Annotated in this window: 21 protein-coding genes; all 21 read right to left on the bottom strand. The window is 63.5% G+C overall.

Translation table 11 applies throughout. The annotated features are described in order from the left end of the window. Positions 1 to 12 precede the first annotated feature (12 nt). Complete coding sequence (locus RI03_RS22865) at positions 13 to 132, bottom strand: phage tail assembly chaperone (protein WP_010218938.1); 120 nt, start codon at positions 130 to 132, stop codon at positions 13 to 15. Next, a complete protein-coding gene (locus RI03_RS17595; RefSeq protein ID WP_010218937.1) occupies positions 132 to 560 on the bottom strand; it encodes a GTA-gp10 family protein in 429 nt (142 codons plus the stop codon). Before RI03_RS17595 ends, RI03_RS22865 begins: the two co-directional genes overlap by 1 nt. Beyond that, positions 557 to 835 carry a hypothetical protein gene (locus RI03_RS17590; protein WP_010218936.1) on the bottom strand — a complete coding sequence of 93 codons (279 nt, stop codon included), beginning with the start codon at positions 833 to 835 and terminating at the stop codon, positions 557 to 559. The genes RI03_RS17595 and RI03_RS17590 overlap by 4 nt, the downstream gene beginning before the upstream one ends. Before the next feature lie 33 nt (positions 836 to 868). Then, positions 869 to 1,294: a hypothetical protein gene (locus RI03_RS17585; RefSeq protein WP_010218935.1), complete on the bottom strand. Its 426-nt coding sequence runs from the start codon at positions 1,292 to 1,294 to the stop codon at positions 869 to 871. Positions 1,295 to 1,357: 63 nt separating this feature from the next. Continuing rightward, complete coding sequence (gp17, locus tag RI03_RS17580) at positions 1,358 to 1,747, bottom strand: tail completion protein gp17 (RefSeq protein WP_026046827.1); 390 nt, start codon at positions 1,745 to 1,747, stop codon at positions 1,358 to 1,360. Next, positions 1,740 to 2,249, bottom strand: a complete 510-nt coding sequence (locus RI03_RS17575) for an HK97 gp10 family phage protein (protein ID WP_010218933.1) — start codon at positions 2,247 to 2,249, stop codon at positions 1,740 to 1,742. The genes gp17 and RI03_RS17575 overlap by 8 nt, the downstream gene beginning before the upstream one ends. Continuing rightward, positions 2,249 to 2,599: a phage head closure protein gene (locus RI03_RS17570; protein WP_010218932.1), complete on the bottom strand. Its 351-nt coding sequence runs from the start codon at positions 2,597 to 2,599 to the stop codon at positions 2,249 to 2,251. The genes RI03_RS17575 and RI03_RS17570 overlap by 1 nt, the downstream gene beginning before the upstream one ends. Beyond that, positions 2,599 to 3,000: a head-tail connector protein gene (locus RI03_RS17565; RefSeq protein WP_010218931.1), complete on the bottom strand. Its 402-nt coding sequence runs from the start codon at positions 2,998 to 3,000 to the stop codon at positions 2,599 to 2,601. The genes RI03_RS17570 and RI03_RS17565 overlap by 1 nt, the downstream gene beginning before the upstream one ends. Before the next feature lie 6 nt (positions 3,001 to 3,006). After that, positions 3,007 to 4,290: a Portal protein (GP3) gene (locus tag RI03_RS17560; protein WP_010218930.1), complete on the bottom strand. Its 1,284-nt coding sequence runs from the start codon at positions 4,288 to 4,290 to the stop codon at positions 3,007 to 3,009. Then, positions 4,283 to 5,650, bottom strand: a complete 1,368-nt coding sequence (locus RI03_RS17555) for a phage portal protein (protein WP_010218929.1) — start codon at positions 5,648 to 5,650, stop codon at positions 4,283 to 4,285. The genes RI03_RS17560 and RI03_RS17555 overlap by 8 nt, the downstream gene beginning before the upstream one ends. Next, complete coding sequence (locus RI03_RS17550) at positions 5,650 to 5,916, bottom strand: hypothetical protein (RefSeq protein ID WP_010218928.1); 267 nt, start codon at positions 5,914 to 5,916, stop codon at positions 5,650 to 5,652. Before RI03_RS17550 ends, RI03_RS17555 begins: the two co-directional genes overlap by 1 nt. 69 nt (positions 5,917 to 5,985) lie before the next feature. Then, the gene (locus RI03_RS17545; protein WP_010218927.1) at positions 5,986 to 7,380 is read right to left on the bottom strand and encodes a phage major capsid protein; all 1,395 of its coding nucleotides are present in this window, start codon (positions 7,378 to 7,380) and stop codon (positions 5,986 to 5,988) included. A 17-nt stretch (positions 7,381 to 7,397) separates the two neighbouring features. Further along, entirely contained in the window at positions 7,398 to 8,057 is a 660-nt protein-coding gene (locus RI03_RS17540) for an HK97 family phage prohead protease (protein WP_238542435.1), read from the bottom strand. Then, positions 8,029 to 8,412 (bottom strand): terminase TerL endonuclease subunit, encoded by a 384-nt coding sequence (locus RI03_RS24785; protein ID WP_010218924.1) that lies wholly within the window; start codon positions 8,410 to 8,412, stop codon positions 8,029 to 8,031. The genes RI03_RS17540 and RI03_RS24785 overlap by 29 nt, the downstream gene beginning before the upstream one ends. Before the next feature lie 153 nt (positions 8,413 to 8,565). Continuing rightward, positions 8,566 to 9,711, bottom strand: a complete 1,146-nt coding sequence (locus RI03_RS17535) for a terminase large subunit domain-containing protein (protein ID WP_238542434.1) — start codon at positions 9,709 to 9,711, stop codon at positions 8,566 to 8,568. Between the two features lie 4 nt (positions 9,712 to 9,715). Next, positions 9,716 to 10,285 (bottom strand): hypothetical protein, encoded by a 570-nt coding sequence (locus RI03_RS24780; protein ID WP_238542433.1) that lies wholly within the window; start codon positions 10,283 to 10,285, stop codon positions 9,716 to 9,718. A gap of 173 nt (positions 10,286 to 10,458) precedes the next feature. Continuing rightward, the gene (locus RI03_RS17525) at positions 10,459 to 10,821 is read right to left on the bottom strand and encodes an HNH endonuclease (RefSeq protein WP_010218921.1); all 363 of its coding nucleotides are present in this window, start codon (positions 10,819 to 10,821) and stop codon (positions 10,459 to 10,461) included. A 228-nt stretch (positions 10,822 to 11,049) separates the two neighbouring features. Beyond that, a complete protein-coding gene (locus tag RI03_RS23705) occupies positions 11,050 to 11,772 on the bottom strand; it encodes a hypothetical protein (protein WP_170318399.1) in 723 nt (240 codons plus the stop codon). After that, on the bottom strand, positions 11,763 to 12,182 hold the full coding sequence (locus RI03_RS17515; protein ID WP_010218917.1) for a hypothetical protein: 420 nt from the start codon (positions 12,180 to 12,182) through the stop codon (positions 11,763 to 11,765). Before RI03_RS17515 ends, RI03_RS23705 begins: the two co-directional genes overlap by 10 nt. Next, on the bottom strand, positions 12,179 to 12,706 hold the full coding sequence (locus RI03_RS17510) for a hypothetical protein (RefSeq protein ID WP_238542432.1): 528 nt from the start codon (positions 12,704 to 12,706) through the stop codon (positions 12,179 to 12,181). The genes RI03_RS17515 and RI03_RS17510 overlap by 4 nt, the downstream gene beginning before the upstream one ends. Further along, positions 12,699 to 13,406 carry a hypothetical protein gene (locus RI03_RS23700; RefSeq protein WP_170318398.1) on the bottom strand — a complete coding sequence of 236 codons (708 nt, stop codon included), beginning with the start codon at positions 13,404 to 13,406 and terminating at the stop codon, positions 12,699 to 12,701. The genes RI03_RS17510 and RI03_RS23700 overlap by 8 nt, the downstream gene beginning before the upstream one ends. Positions 13,407 to 13,514: the final 108 nt, after the last annotated feature.

The following is a 13,514-nucleotide window of genomic DNA, read 5'->3' as shown; positions in this document are numbered from 1 at the left end:
AGACGCCTCCTGTCAGGATGGGTTCGGGGGATTGGCGCGCTCAAACGCCTTCATCGCGGTCCAGAACTCGACCGGTGTGCAATGCCAGAAATCGCCCGGCCGCCATCCCAGCAGGACGACGGCCGTGCCCATCAGCCGTCGACGGGGGCTTTCTCCGTCGTCGTCATCGTCGACGGCTTCAGTTCCCCCGATGCGGTGTACCCGCCGGTGACCGCGAGCGAGAGCAGCGCGCCGACGGTACGCAGTGCGTTATGAAGGCCGCCTTCGCTGTCGACGATCAAACGGGCGATGCGGGTTGCGTTCGCTCCCGACGCGCCTTTGTCCCCTGCCTCCTTGCCCCAGGCGCGGACGCAAGCGGTGACAATCTGCGCCGTCTCGGCTAGCTTCAGCTTCGCAGCCAAGGCATCTCGCGCCAGATCCACCAAGCCGCGGTCGAGAGTCTGCTCGATCTCAGTCAGCGCCTCGAAGGTAGGGCGCAGCACCATGGTAGCGCCGTCGAGGATCAGGGAAAGCTCACCCCGATCCGCGTTCGCGAACGCTGCAGTATCGAGGTCGCTCACTGCGCGGTGACCTCTACGACCACGTCCGCCGGCAGCGCATACAGCTTAGCGATCGCGCCGATGGAATCCGGGTCCGCTGCGATATCGCAGGCGAGTTCGTTCAGCGCAGGGGCGTCCTTGCCGAGGAACGGGGCGAGGGCACGAGCAGCAAGCCCGGGCCCTCCGCCGAGCAACGCATGCACCTCGCGCACGCCGTGGCCGGTCGAGGCGATCAGCTGTTCGTCCAGATCCTGCGGCTTGCTGGTCGGAAGAGAATTGCCATTGATCTTGATCATCCGGGGATCCTTATGGGAGGGGCGGCGTCGCGCTTACTGGAGCGTGTCGATCGTCGGCTGTGCAGCCGGTTGCAGCGTCAGCGGCGACTTGACGCTCGCGCCCTGGTCGAAGCCGGAGCTATCGATCGAGGTGTACATCGAGCATTCGAACACGATGTCGCCGGTCGCGAACGGCTTCTTCCGGATCTGGTAAACCTCGGCGGCGTTCGACTTGTCGAGCGTCTCGATCCGAGTGTAGCCGTTGGCGTCCGGCAGATCGGGCGTCAGATCCTGCTTGATCGTCAGGGTGCGCAAGCCCGGCGCCTGGGTGTCGACACCCTCCTGATCCTTGGTCGCGTTCGACGAGAACGCCTTGCCGCGATCAATGCTGAGATTGCCCTGACCTGCGGGCTGGTTGAACGTGCCAGCCGTCGTCGACTGGACAAACAAGCGGTAATCACTGCCGAGTTTCTTTGCCATGGTGATTCTCCTGTGAATGCGCGCGGGCGATGCGCGGCGGGTAGGTTGCGTGGAAAGGGGGGGCTAAGGCGCGATCGCGAGCACGGTGAAGCTGGTGATGCCGGTGTAAGTTGAGCCATCCTCGCTCAGGACGGCGTCGTCGTCCTCGAACTCGAATGCGAGCGTCCAGCCGTCTTGCTCGAGGTTCTGACCATCCAGCGCGTCCTCGATCTGCTCCTGCAACGCGAGCAGCGGCGCACGCTCCTCAGCTTCCACTATGGTAACAATCGCGATCGTTACGCGGCGGTCAGCGTCGGCCCCCTTAAGTGGCAGCCGGGCGCTCTTCAGGTCACCGATGATCACTAGCGGCGTCGGGGCGTTCTCCGGGGCATCCTGAAAAACCGTTGCCCCGGTGATGCCGGTATCCAGCGCTACGAATGCAGCCGCTTCAACCATCGCCTTCGCTTTACTCATCAGAACCTCCGGCAATGCGGCTTAGCGAGCGGGTTAGAATACCGCGCAGGTTGGCGTTCAACGCCTGGCGAAGTTCAGGAAAGCGACCGGTGATGAACCGCTTCGGCGCCATCGCCCGCACCCGCATGAGGTAGGCCGACTCGACGGTCTTTTTCCGGGTGCCGTTCCGGTTGAAGGTGTGCGCGAAGTCGCTGTGTCGGCGGAGCACTCGAACCACCTGAGCCTTGCGACCAAGATCCTGGATGCGCCCGTAGAACAGATCCCGGTTCCCGCGTCGGCCGCCCAAGAGGCCAACCTGAAGCCGCAGCGACTTCGGTAGCACCTTGCTTTCGATGCCCTCTCGAAGCGCACCGCTTTTCCGGGGTGCCTTCGCCTGTATGGCCTGCTTGATCTGACGGCCGGTCACACTCAGTTCGACGACGATTTCACCGCGGGCCGCTTCGGGCATACGCCGCAGCAGACGCTTGAAACGGCCAATGCCTCGCAGCTTCGAGCGCGCCATCAGCCGATCGCTCCGCTCTCGCAGGTCATCACGTTTGACTGCCCATCGGTGCATGGCGGGGCAGTTTTGATGTCGAGGACCATGCCCTGCCAGAGCAGCCGATGCTTGGGGGTCAGACCCTGACGCTTGCGGATCGTGACGCGGTAGATTTGGGTCGCGCGCTGCACACCGAGGCTGAGCGCTTCCCCGCCGCGCAGCGGATAGACCTCGGCGGGTACGTTAGTCGCAACATCCTTCCATGCGGCTTCACCAGCCGGGGTCTTGCGGCCGCCTTTGCCGTTGTCGACCACGTTTGGCTCTTGGATCGTAACTTTGTGCTTGAGGCGGCTGGCCAACCCGAGCGCAGCCATCAGCACACCCACTTTCGGATAGGGTCCAGCAGGAACGTGACGGTGAACGGAAGCTCTGAGCTTTGCGAGCCGACTGAAGCCGGCTCGCGCCTGTCGAACCAGTGAGCGATGAGCAGCAGCATCGCGACCTTGATGACGTCATTGTCGGGGTCATCAAGTGTGAGGTCGACGGGGCGCTTCAACTCGTTGCGCACCGCGCGCGCCGCTGCCAGGATCAGCAGGTTGAGGTAGCTATCCTCCGAGGAGTCGGTCCGCTCGAGGCGGACTTGAGCGCGAACCTCCTCGATCGGCAGACCACGATCGGCTTGCGCCGCGGCGAAGCTTCCGTACCGGACGATGACTTCTTCATCCGGCACATCGGGGCCCGCACCGATAATGGCCCGCATCTGGTCGACGGTCATCGCCGCCTATTCCTTGTTCAGGTCGCGGCCGTCGCGACCTTTCTTGACCGCGAGACGCCATCCGGTGTTGTTGCCTTCCGGCTTCTCGCCAGTCGCGCGCTGCGCGATCCACAGCGAGCCGCCGAACGTCACCGCATCGCCGTGCTCATAGGCGGTACCTTCCTTGAACACGCCGCGGTCAAGCACGACCGGGAACGGGACCTGGAAGGCGAATTCCTTCTCGCCTTTGACGAACACGAACCGCACGGTGCGACCGTCCGGGAGCAGTTCGACTGCCATATCTTCGGGACTGGTGCCGTCGAGTCCGTCCTTGCCGTCCACGCGACCAAGATCGACCATCTTGCCGTCACTGAGCGTCAAGACGAGCGAACCGTTACGATCGATCACCGCTCCAGCCGCGCCGACCCCGTCCTTGGCGAGGGGCAGAGCGGCAACGGCATCCGCAACAGACTTAGCGATTTCCTCCCTGATCAGGGGGGCGACGTCCTCAGCAGTAATGCTCTTGCCCGGGGCCGCCGGCGGCAAGGCTGCGACTGCCTCATCGACGAGCGCCTTTACGGCAGCCGGGTCAGCGTCCCTGCCATCACGCGGCTGCGGTAGGTCGATCGCGGCAACGGCATCGGCCACCAGTGATCGAACGAGATCCGGATCGGCGTCTTTCCCGGGCGGCGCGGGCGGCAACGCGGCGACCGCGGACTGCACAAGCGCGCGGACCTGCTCGGCATCGACGTCCTTGCCGTCTTTACCTGCAGGAATTTCGATCGCAGCGACCGCTTCGGCGACCAGCGATCGAACGAGCTCGGGATCTGCATCCTTCCCCGCTTGCGGCGGGGGCAGGTCCGCCACCGCCGCGACGATTAACGCCAGGACCTCATCCATGTCGACGTCCTTGCCGTCGTTGCCGGTCTTCGGCTCGGGAACGTTGATCGCGGCGACCGCCTCGGCGACCAACGAGCGAACCAACTCAGGGTCAGCGTCCTTGCCGGGCTCGGCCGGGGGCAGGTCTGCAACGGCGGCAAGCACAAGCGCGCGCACTTCCGCCATATCGACGTCTTTGCCGTCGACGCCCGGCTGCGCGGCCGGGATCTTGATCAAGGCCACTGCACGATTGATCATGGCAGCGAGTTCGTCGATGTCGACGTCCTTGCCATCTTTGCCCGGCAGCGGTTCGCGAGCCTCAAGCTCTGCGATGCGCTGGAGCAGCGGTGCCGTTTCCTGCTTCAGAAGCGCAGGGAGGATCTCTCGGACAACCGTCGCGGTGGCTTGAGCAAGCGCCTTCATGTCAAGCATTCAGGGCCTCCCGAAGTTCTTTCTCGAACAGCGCGATCGTCGCGCGCGCTTGCTGTTCTGCGACGGCGTTGTCGTTCGCCGGATCGGCCGCTGTGCCCGGGGCGGCGGTACCGGCGCTCGCAAACGGATCAACACTGGCGTCGCGCTTCGCCAAGGCTGCGAGGCTGTAATTCTGCTGCTGCAGGTAGGGCGTGTCGCCCCCTTCGGTGGGCTCGAGGTCAAGGCGCCGGCGCGCCTCGTCGATCTTCTTAATGCCGGCGCCGGTCGCTTTGGACTCGGCCTCTACGAGCGCAGCCGTATCCATGCGCAACAGGCCGTCGAGATCGAATTCCGTTCCGATGCCGAAGCCTTCGCCGATGCCAAGGCCATCATCCAAGCAAAGCTCAGCGGCTTCAATCAGCGATTGCAGCGCCTGGGTATAATATTCGAGGTTCAGGCTTTCGACATTGCTGTTCGTCGGCAGATTGCCGATGCCGAGCTTGTACGGAGGAACGTGGAAGGTCGAGCAGACCACCTCGGACGTCCACTTCAGCTGCTCGATCAGTTTGGCATCGCTCGGCGTCACCGCGATCGATTCATACTTCATTCCGTTGCCAAGGACGGCGACCTTCCCGGCGTTCTTGCCGCTGTAGTTGACGTGCCAATTGTCCTTGAGCTCGTCGGCGGTATCCTTCCCGATGTTCCCGGGTGCGACGAGGATGCCGCCAGGGCGGGACTGGTTGCCGAAAAAGTTCGCCGAGTTGTTCTGGATCTTTAGGCCCTGCGTTGCGGCCAAGCCGTTTGCGAACAGCGGCGAGAGTCCGACGAGGGGGTGAAACAGGCAGTTGAACCGGTCGTGGATGATCTCGCGCGCAGGGACGGCGATCGCTCCGGTGAACCCGGCGAGATTGTCCGCCTGGAGTTCATAAAACACTTCTCCCTCGTCGCTGACGAGTACCTTCACGCGGTTCGGGTCGAGGACATACAGTGCGGTTACGATGCCGCGCCCGTCGCGCCGCTTGAGGACGTACGTGTTGCCGCGCGCCAGCTTCGACAGGAAATAGCTTTCCCAGAACTGGATGCGGGTCTGAAACGGGTTCGGCTTGCGCAGAACCGGCGAGTAGGAAGCGCGCGTCGTCTCCGACCAGATGCCGGTCGCGGACTGCGCAACGAGCTTCACCCGTAGCTTGGAAATATCGGACGCGATCAGCGTCATGCACGCGAACACGGCGTGATAGGCCAGTACGCTCTCGACTTTGACTTCGACGTTCTCTTGCCAAGCGCCGGCGAAGCTCTCTCGGACGATGCCGAACCAGCCGCGCCGGTCGTCGACCGGGCTGACGGACTTGGTCCGTCCGAAGTCAAAGCCGAGGAAGCGCATCAGGCCTGCGGGCCTTTGGCTTCGACGATCTTCTCGCGCAGAACCGCGGCGTCCCAGCCGTGATACGGCTTCTTGCCGACGGCTGCCTGATATTTCGCGCGCAGTTGTTCCAGATCATCCCCAGCGCCGCCGGTGCCGGTAGGCTCCATGGTTGCCGCGTCGTCCGAGACGATGTCGGCGCGGTCGTAGCCGAGCTTGCCGAATACCCGGGCATAGCGCGGGTCGTTCGCCTTCAGGGCTCGAGTGAAATATGCTTGGTGCTTCATCGCCTATCCTTTCAAGAACGGCGTGGCCCGCCCGGGCGCGGTAAGCGTCCGGGCGGGAGCTACATGGACTCAGCCGCCGCCGTAGTTGGCGCTGTCGATGAACTGCACCGCACCGGGGCGGCGCTTGCCCCAGTTGATGTAGCGCTCGGCGCGGATGCCGATCATGTTGTTCTGCCAGAGCGACAGAAGGACAGTGTTCGCAGTCGCCGGAGCATCCGGCGCGCTTTCCATCTGCAGCGATGCCTCGCTGCTAACGTCGAGCATGGTCTCACCGTCGTCGGCGAGCAGGATCTCGTTCGCCTTGGCGAGGATGATCCGCGAACCGGCACCGGTGACGGGGGTACCCGTGCCCGCATTGACGGGCACGTTCTCCGACAAGACGACGGGCAGGCCCATGAAGGTGCCGCCGCTGGCGCCGTTGATGACCATGCCCGGGAACTCAGGGTTGCCAAGCGGATTGGTCATCAGCGCGAGGCCGAGTGCCTGCATCTCGGTCATGATCCAGACCGCGCCTGCCAGCGACAGGTTGGCGCCCAGGAACTTGCTCATCAGTAGCTTGGCGTCGTGCCGGACGGCGTCTGCATCAACACCCGACGCCACGACGGGGGTAACCCCATTGGTGATCGACGCCGGCGAAACGTCCTGCACTGCTGCCTTCGTCGGGTCGACGAACTGCTGGTCGAGGAACTGCGCGGTCTGGCTGACCAGATCGTCCTTCACCACCTGCTCGGCCGAGGGCGAGGATGCCCGCGCGAGTTCGTCGGTGATCACGACGATGCCTGCGGTCTTCGCGCGGCCGAGGCGGATCTGGTCGAACGCGAGCGCGCTGACCGGCTTCGGCTTGCCTTCACCGACCCATCCGACCGACGAACCGCCGGTCTGACGCGGGATCTTGATCTCGAACGGAACGCGGCGAAGGCCCTGAATGCGGCCGATGATCGTCGCCGGACGAAGCAGCTCGGCGAACTCGCTGGTCATGTTCTGATATTCGACCAACGGCTTTGCCCAGGCCGTGTCAGTGGTGGTGCCCGCCGAGACGGCAGCCTTGAGCACGTTCTCGACTTCCGGTGTGCTGTCGCGCCAGGTCTTGGCGATTTCGGCGGCCTGCATCAGGTTGCCCTTCGAGCGCGCGAGCGCCATCGCGTAGCGCGTGAAGGCAGTACCCTTGGGCAGGTTGTGGCCCTTGATTTCGATCCGCGAACCGCCGCGGGTCGTCCCGGCATCGGCAGCGCTGCCGCCAGCGACCGGGGTGGCCTTCTCGCCAGCCGACTTCTCGGCCTGCTTGAGGCGCTTCAGGTGGCTGTCGATCGCTTCGATATCGGCTTGGTTGCCGTCGAATTCTTCGGTCTGGGCAGCGTCGAGGGTTGCCCCATCGGTCGCGGCCTTTTCCATGATGGTGTCGTTGGCGGCGACCAGCGCGGCGCGCTTGGTCTCGAATGCGCCAATCTGCGCAGCATAGTTCATCGTCTATCGTCCTTTGATCAGGCGAGCCGCTTGATTTCGCGGATCACAACAGGGGGAGCCCGATCGCGGGCAGGGTTCTCCAGCTTGACGACCCGGACGCTCTTGCCTGACGCGGCACGTTCGGGGTTTGCAGGAATCTCTGGGTCGGGGATGCCAGCCGCATGCCGCAGTCCGGTATCGATCGACTTGATGGCGGTGATGATGGCGTCGGCATTGGCCGGGATGGTGACCGCGGAAAGCTCGAACACCTCCACTTCCGTAAAGCGGATGCCGCCGGCTTCCATGTAGGCGTATTCGATCGGCCGAAAGCCGATGCTGGTCGCGCGAACGAGGCCGAGCTTAATCGACTGCCAAGCGAGGTCGAGCAGATCCTTGAGGAGGCCGGGCTCGTCGGTCTTGGCAACCTTCGCCTTGAACGGGATACCGTTCGCAGTCGGCTGACCGAATTCACACGTACCGACCGGCTGGTCGTGGTTGTGCTGCCACAGGAACGGCATGGGGTTGGTGAACTTGACCCCCAACGGCTCGATGATGTCGCCGACACGGTCGACGGTCGGCGTAGTCGCGATGCCTTCGATCGTGCGGGCGTCTTCGTTGACCGCCTTGATCGCAAGGACGCTGTATGCCCTGTTGTCCATGGGGTGCCTTTCAGATGAACATGAATTGCGGCCCCGCACCGGCTGCTTCCGGATTGCGGGACATGAGCACCACCGCGTTGAAGGCGGCGATGAGCGGATCGATCTTCGCCTTGCCGGCGATTTGCTTGGTGATCAGAACGGCGTTCCCGCGCTGCTCTGCCTTCGCGTTGCCCGCACACCAGGCCATCAGCGCCTGACCGGCGTGAATCAGTGTGCCGTCCTTCAGCTTTCGCTCGGTGCCCCAGACCGCCCCTGAAAGCCGAAAGCCTTGGCTGATCGCCGGAATCTGGTCGATCGTGAAGCCGCGACCGGTCAGTTCGTCGACCAGCGAGGTAATGCCCTGCGGATCAAGGCCGATTGCCGCCTGTTCCGGGAACAGCCCGAGATCCTTCACCCGCTCGAGCAGGTCGGCGACCTCAATCAGGTCCTGCGTCGGCGTCAGGCATTTGACCAGCGACCCCTCGGCCGCGAAGTCGTTGAGGTTGGAAACGATGTCTTTGCGCCGGTCGAAAACGTCTTGCTGCGCCCACGCCCGGCACCAGAGCAGTCACTGCTTGGTGACCTTGTGCCGCCCGAGGAGCGCCAGCCCCATCAGATCGTCGAGCCCGCCGCCGTCGCCGCCGGCGACCACTACCTCGACGATTGCAAGGAACTGGTCGAGCGTGCCGTCCCAGACTTCCGGCGCCGCGCGCGCCGCCTGCCAGTAGAGAGCGCCCACCCAAGCATCGTGGCGAAGACCGACGCCGATCTCGACATTCAAATGCTTCGCGTAAAAGACCTGCTTCGTGCCGTCCTCGGCGTTCTCGACCTTGCGGAACTCGCTCTCAAGCCACTTCTGGCTGACCGAAAGGCCAAGATTTGGGTTGGTGACGTAGAAGTTGGCAGGATCGAGATGCTCGCCCGCGGCGACCATCTCGTCGGGGAACTCGTACAGAACCGGCAGACTCTCCGGGTCGTTGATGACGCCGTCGCGGACGTCGCGGAAATAGGCCAGCTTCTCCTTGAACACCCCAGCGGGCGGCTCGTCTGACTGCGTCGTCAGGTAGAGGGTGTATCCCTCCGGCCGTGACACTTGCCCGCCGGTCGCTTCGCGAAGCATTGAGTCCGCCGTCGACTTCTTGCCGAATAACCAAAGCTCGTCGACTAGGACCCGGCTGGCCTTCTTGCCCGAAACCGTAGCGCTGTCCGCCGCAACCACCTTCAGGGTCGCTTTCGTCACCCGATGCGTGATCAGCCGGATGTGCTCCTGGATATGCAGAAGCTCGACAAGCTCTTCGTCGGCGCGGATCATCGCGAACGCCGGCTTCGAACTATTGCCCGCGACCTCGATCGTCGGCGCGAGGATCAGGTTCTCATCTTCCTCGCGCCAGCCGCAGATAAGCTCGGTTAGCATGATCCCCGCGGCTAGCGTCGATTTCGTATTCTTCTTCGAGATTAGGAGCAGGAACTCCCGGATCATCTGCTGCCCGGTCTCGGGGTCGTATGCGCCGAAGATCGCCGCCACGAAGTCGAGCAGCCACTGGTCCGATGCCTCGCCGAACGTCGGGCGACCCGGTATGTCGACGATCTTCAGCGACGTGAACACCGCCATCTTGGCATCAGCCGATGCCGGGAACAGCGGAGCAAACGGGATCAGCGATCGCCGCTCACGGATGTTGCGCTTCCAGTCGAGGTTCGCGGTCGACCAGGTCACCACGCTACTGGACTGCCTTCAGCTTCGGTGGGCCGATAGATCCGAACCGGGAACTGCCCCCGATCTGGGTGGCACGCTCTTGCGCCGCGGCCTTCTTGCCTTGCGGCGCTGATGCTTCGTTCAGCGTCTTGAACGCCAGCGCGAGCGTCTTGAGATTGTTGGCGCGGCTGCTCAGGCTGACCGCGCGCATCATCGATTCCCGCCGGGCCGTATCGTCGTCGCCGTCGGTCGCTGCGATGATCATGTCTTCGAGCTCGCCGCGCCGTGTCGTGGTGGCATCGAGCTCGTCGAGCATACGCCAGACCAAGCCGCGCCCCCCATCCGCGATCGCGACCGGGTCGACTGGTTCAGATGGGTCAACAGGCCGGGGAGGCGGTGCGGTTAGCTCAGGTTCGCACTGGTTCGCACTTGGCGGGGTGCGAACCAATCGAACCCACTTTTCGGCCTTGGCGCGCTTACGAATAGCCGTGTCAGAAATTGCATGCCGGTCGGCTATTTCTCGAATGGAATCTTCGTTGGCACAGTATTCGAGTTCAATTCTTGGCCAGTCGACAGTTGGGCGGGAAGTCTTCATCGCATCGGTTCCCGCGGCCTAGTCGCACCCCGGATCGCTCCAGAGGAGTTTTTTCTCTGCGTGAGAGCATTACCGGTCTAAGGCGTCGACCCGCCCCGAAGTCCGACCCACCCCCCCCGGTCTGGTGCCGCGTCAGGCCTCGCAGGAAGCCCGCCAGCGCGCTGCAGGGCACGTCACGCTCCGCGCATACCTTGGGTCTGCTCCTCGCGTTGCTTGGCGCTATCGTGGCACGGCTTGCAGAGCGTAGTCAGGTTGCACTCGTCCCAGAACAGGTCCGCGCTGCCGCGGTGTGGAGTGACGTGGTCGCAGACCAGCTTGGCGGTGTCGCCTTCAAGCTTCCCGCACCGGGTGCAGGTGAAGCGGTCCTTGACCAGCTGCGCCCAGCGCAGGCGACGCCAGCGCGTCGTGTTGTACCAAGCTCGCCAAGGCGAGAACACCTTGCGTTCGGCTTCGGGCTTCCGCTCAGGCGCTGGCAGGTGGCCGCGCGTCGGGCTCAGTGAACCGAGGCGACTGGGCAGCGTCTTGAGCTTGGCCATTGTCTTTCCTCACCATCAGTCGGCCGATCAAGGCTATGCCTGATCGCCTATGTCTCGCGTCGCGCGCGTCGGTGAGGGGGTGTGCTGACCGCCAGGGAGGGAACAGTCAGCCAACCGAACTATGAATTGCATTATCGTCATGCCGTAGGACAACCGTCTGAGCGCTGGCTCTCGCGGGGTTGGCGTGCGCATGAGAACAAGCTCAAGATCATCTGCGCCAGGTGCCGATCAAGCGGCTATCAAAGCTGCGCTTACATCATGTGGCGACAGACGCCAAGCCTCAATCGTCATAGTCAGCGAACCGCCGAAAGCGACAACCGCGCTGCGCCCATCGCTGCTCGTTATCACCCCGGTCATCCCTGCCAACGACTGCTGATCGGCAACGGACACCTCCGCGCCGATCGCGAAGTCGTGCCGTTCCGCACGCAAGGCTTTCTCCCGCTCGCGTTTGGTCTTCAGCGCGGCGCCACGAATGCGGCGCTGTTCCTCTCGCGTCTCAGCGTCACGCAGCGCGGTTATCTGTTCGGCGGCGAACCGTTCCTCTTCCTGCAACCCAGCAACTGAGGCGGCACCGATCAGCGGGATGCGCCCAGCATGTAAGAAAATCGAGAACGGTGGATGCTGGTGTACGGGATCGCCCGCGGTATGCGCCAAAGCAGAGAGGCCACCGGCACGGGCAAACACGAACGTCGGCAAAATCGGCATATCAATCTCTACCGTGCTGCGCCGGCCCTTCTGGTCTGGCTTGCCGTGCGGTCGCTTGATGGTGCGAATGGGCGTCCAAACGTCAAAGCCCGCCTCGGCGAGCGAGCGGGCTAGGTTGAGCGTCCGGCCTCCCGAGGTGCGCAGGATGCACCAATCCGTATCTTCCCTGCGCCGTGCTGCCTTCCTACTCATACCCCACCCCTTGAACCTTGATACTGACTGTGAATTGACTGCCGTCATTGCCATGCCTCGTCCCATCGCCGGGACTGCACGCCACCCTCGCGATGCCGATAGAACTGCACCTCCCGCTCGGCCGGGCCCGCGATGACTAGCGTCCAGCAATCCTCGCCGAGCAATCGCGTGATGCGGTGGATGTGGTTCGCCTCAACCTGGTGCGTGGTACCAGGCAGGCGGCGTTTCTCCAGCACGGTGAACGGGTAAAGGCTGACCACGATGTCTTCGGCATAGCCTCCGTGCAGAACCTCTGAGGTGAATGACCATGGGTGCGAATGGTATTCCTCACCGTCGTCGCCCCGCGTGAAGTGGTGCAGAGCCCGATCATCGCCGAGGTGGATCTTGCGGAGGGCCGGGGACATGACCTCGATCCGGATGGAGGGGGCCGCCTTGATTAGCGCGGTTACGACCAGCGGCATCATGCGGCTTGTGCCTGCTCGACCGGCTCGGACAGTGCCGCGTCAATCTCGTCCTGTGTCAGATGGCCAGCCGCCAGACCCATTGAGCGGAATTCGGGCTTCATGGCGCGGATCTGAGCAGCAGTGATCGGGATGTCCTGCTCGGGCTCGTCGCGCTTCCCCGTTCGGAGAATGAAGCGCGCACGTCGGATCGCCGCCTCCTCGGGGCTGATCCAGATCGCCATCCGCTCCTTGATCTGATGGACGGTCGGCATCCAGTCGAGTTCGTCCAGACAGCGGCGCACCGCGTATGCCAGCGCACGCGGGTCGCAGCCTTCGAACATCGCCTTGTACGTGCCCAGCTTGAGGTTGCCGTGAATGATGTCGGTCGCTTGGCTGGGCAAGGACGCAGCTAAGCCGCCCAGCGACTGACGAATGAACTTCGTGTCAGCCACCTGCGGCTCGGCGATAGCATTCGCCAGAGGTGTGATGACCGCGATATCGGCCGCGCTGAATACCGCGCCAGGTTCGAACGCTCGATCAAGCACGGGCTGCGCGCTCCTCATCAATGATGGCATCGAGGAAGCCGTTGCGAGATTGGCGGGCAGGTCGGGATTGTGGGCCATTCCGGAAACATCCTTCGATGAAACTGACGGGGTCGATTGCGCCTTCGCGCTGGGCTTTGCCGAGGGCGACGATCACGGCTTCGGCACCGTGGTCGCGCTTCCATTTCCCAAGGAGGCTGCCAGCCTTGCCGTTCACGATCCCGGCCTCTGCGAGCAGTCGCTTGCCTTGGTCGAACATCACCTTCTCGGGGTTGACTGGCTCAGGGGGCTCAACCGGATTTTCGGCAGTTGCGTTAGCAACTGAATCTTCTTCTTCTTCTGCAGATGGAGATGAAGGAGAAGAAGAAGGGGGGGGTAAAATAACCCCCCTTTCTGGGTCGGATAAGGGGGCTTTTTCTTTGCGCGGTCGACCGCCCTTCGCGCCGTGCGAAGCCCCCTTATGGCCATGTTCTCCACCAGCCGGTCCGCCAGCGGCCCGTGCCTGCCGAACCTCTTCGTCACGGACCATGCGGCGGCTGAAGATCACGCCATCGTCGTTGCGCGAGAAGACTTCGTTCGCCTCTAGTTCGGCAAGCCACTTCTTGACCGGGCCGACGCCTTCACCAACCAACCGGGCCACTGCTTCGGCGGTCATGGGACGGCCGAGCGCAGTAAGATGGCCGTAGGGTGCGGCATCGTGCATGAGGCACATCATCTCGATCCACAGCCCGCGTGCGGGCATGGAGCAAAGGCGAAGACCTGCCTCAGTGCGCCAATCGGCTGGGTAGAATTGAAAGGCAGGGCGCTTACT

The sequence above is a fragment of the Sphingomonas sp. PAMC 26621 genome (assembly GCF_000251145.1).
Classification (GTDB): Bacteria; Pseudomonadota; Alphaproteobacteria; order Sphingomonadales; family Sphingomonadaceae; genus Sphingomonas.
This window is presented reverse-complemented; position numbering and strand designations above follow the sequence as displayed.

Excerpts from the sequence above, each read along its gene's own strand:
- RI03_RS17545 (WP_010218927.1), bottom strand. The coding sequence starts at position 7,380 with ATGAACTATGCTGCGCAGATTGGCGCATTCGAGACCAAGCGCGCCGCG.
- gp17 (WP_026046827.1), bottom strand. The coding sequence starts at position 1,747 with ATGAGTAAAGCGAAGGCGATGGTTGAAGCGGCTGCATTCGTAGCGCTG.
- RI03_RS24780 (WP_238542433.1), bottom strand. The coding sequence starts at position 10,285 with ATGAAGACTTCCCGCCCAACTGTCGACTGGCCAAGAATTGAACTCGAA.
- RI03_RS17555 (WP_010218929.1), bottom strand. The coding sequence starts at position 5,650 with ATGCGCTTCCTCGGCTTTGACTTCGGACGGACCAAGTCCGTCAGCCCG.
- RI03_RS17550 (WP_010218928.1), bottom strand. The coding sequence starts at position 5,916 with ATGAAGCACCAAGCATATTTCACTCGAGCCCTGAAGGCGAACGACCCG.
- RI03_RS17525 (WP_010218921.1), bottom strand. The coding sequence starts at position 10,821 with ATGGCCAAGCTCAAGACGCTGCCCAGTCGCCTCGGTTCACTGAGCCCG.
- RI03_RS22865 (WP_010218938.1), bottom strand. The coding sequence starts at position 132 with ATGGGCACGGCCGTCGTCCTGCTGGGATGGCGGCCGGGCGATTTCTGG.
- RI03_RS17575 (WP_010218933.1), bottom strand. The coding sequence starts at position 2,249 with ATGGCGCGCTCGAAGCTGCGAGGCATTGGCCGTTTCAAGCGTCTGCTG.
- RI03_RS23705 (WP_170318399.1), bottom strand. The coding sequence starts at position 11,772 with ATGGCAATGACGGCAGTCAATTCACAGTCAGTATCAAGGTTCAAGGGG.
- RI03_RS17515 (WP_010218917.1), bottom strand. The coding sequence starts at position 12,182 with ATGATGCCGCTGGTCGTAACCGCGCTAATCAAGGCGGCCCCCTCCATC.
- RI03_RS17585 (WP_010218935.1), bottom strand. The coding sequence starts at position 1,294 with ATGGCAAAGAAACTCGGCAGTGATTACCGCTTGTTTGTCCAGTCGACG.
- RI03_RS17560 (WP_010218930.1), bottom strand. The coding sequence starts at position 4,290 with ATGCTTGACATGAAGGCGCTTGCTCAAGCCACCGCGACGGTTGTCCGA.
- RI03_RS17570 (WP_010218932.1), bottom strand. The coding sequence starts at position 2,599 with ATGGCTGCGCTCGGGTTGGCCAGCCGCCTCAAGCACAAAGTTACGATC.
- RI03_RS17565 (WP_010218931.1), bottom strand. The coding sequence starts at position 3,000 with ATGACCGTCGACCAGATGCGGGCCATTATCGGTGCGGGCCCCGATGTG.
- RI03_RS23700 (WP_170318398.1), bottom strand. The coding sequence starts at position 13,406 with ATGCACGATGCCGCACCCTACGGCCATCTTACTGCGCTCGGCCGTCCC.
- RI03_RS17590 (WP_010218936.1), bottom strand. The coding sequence starts at position 835 with ATGATCAAGATCAATGGCAATTCTCTTCCGACCAGCAAGCCGCAGGAT.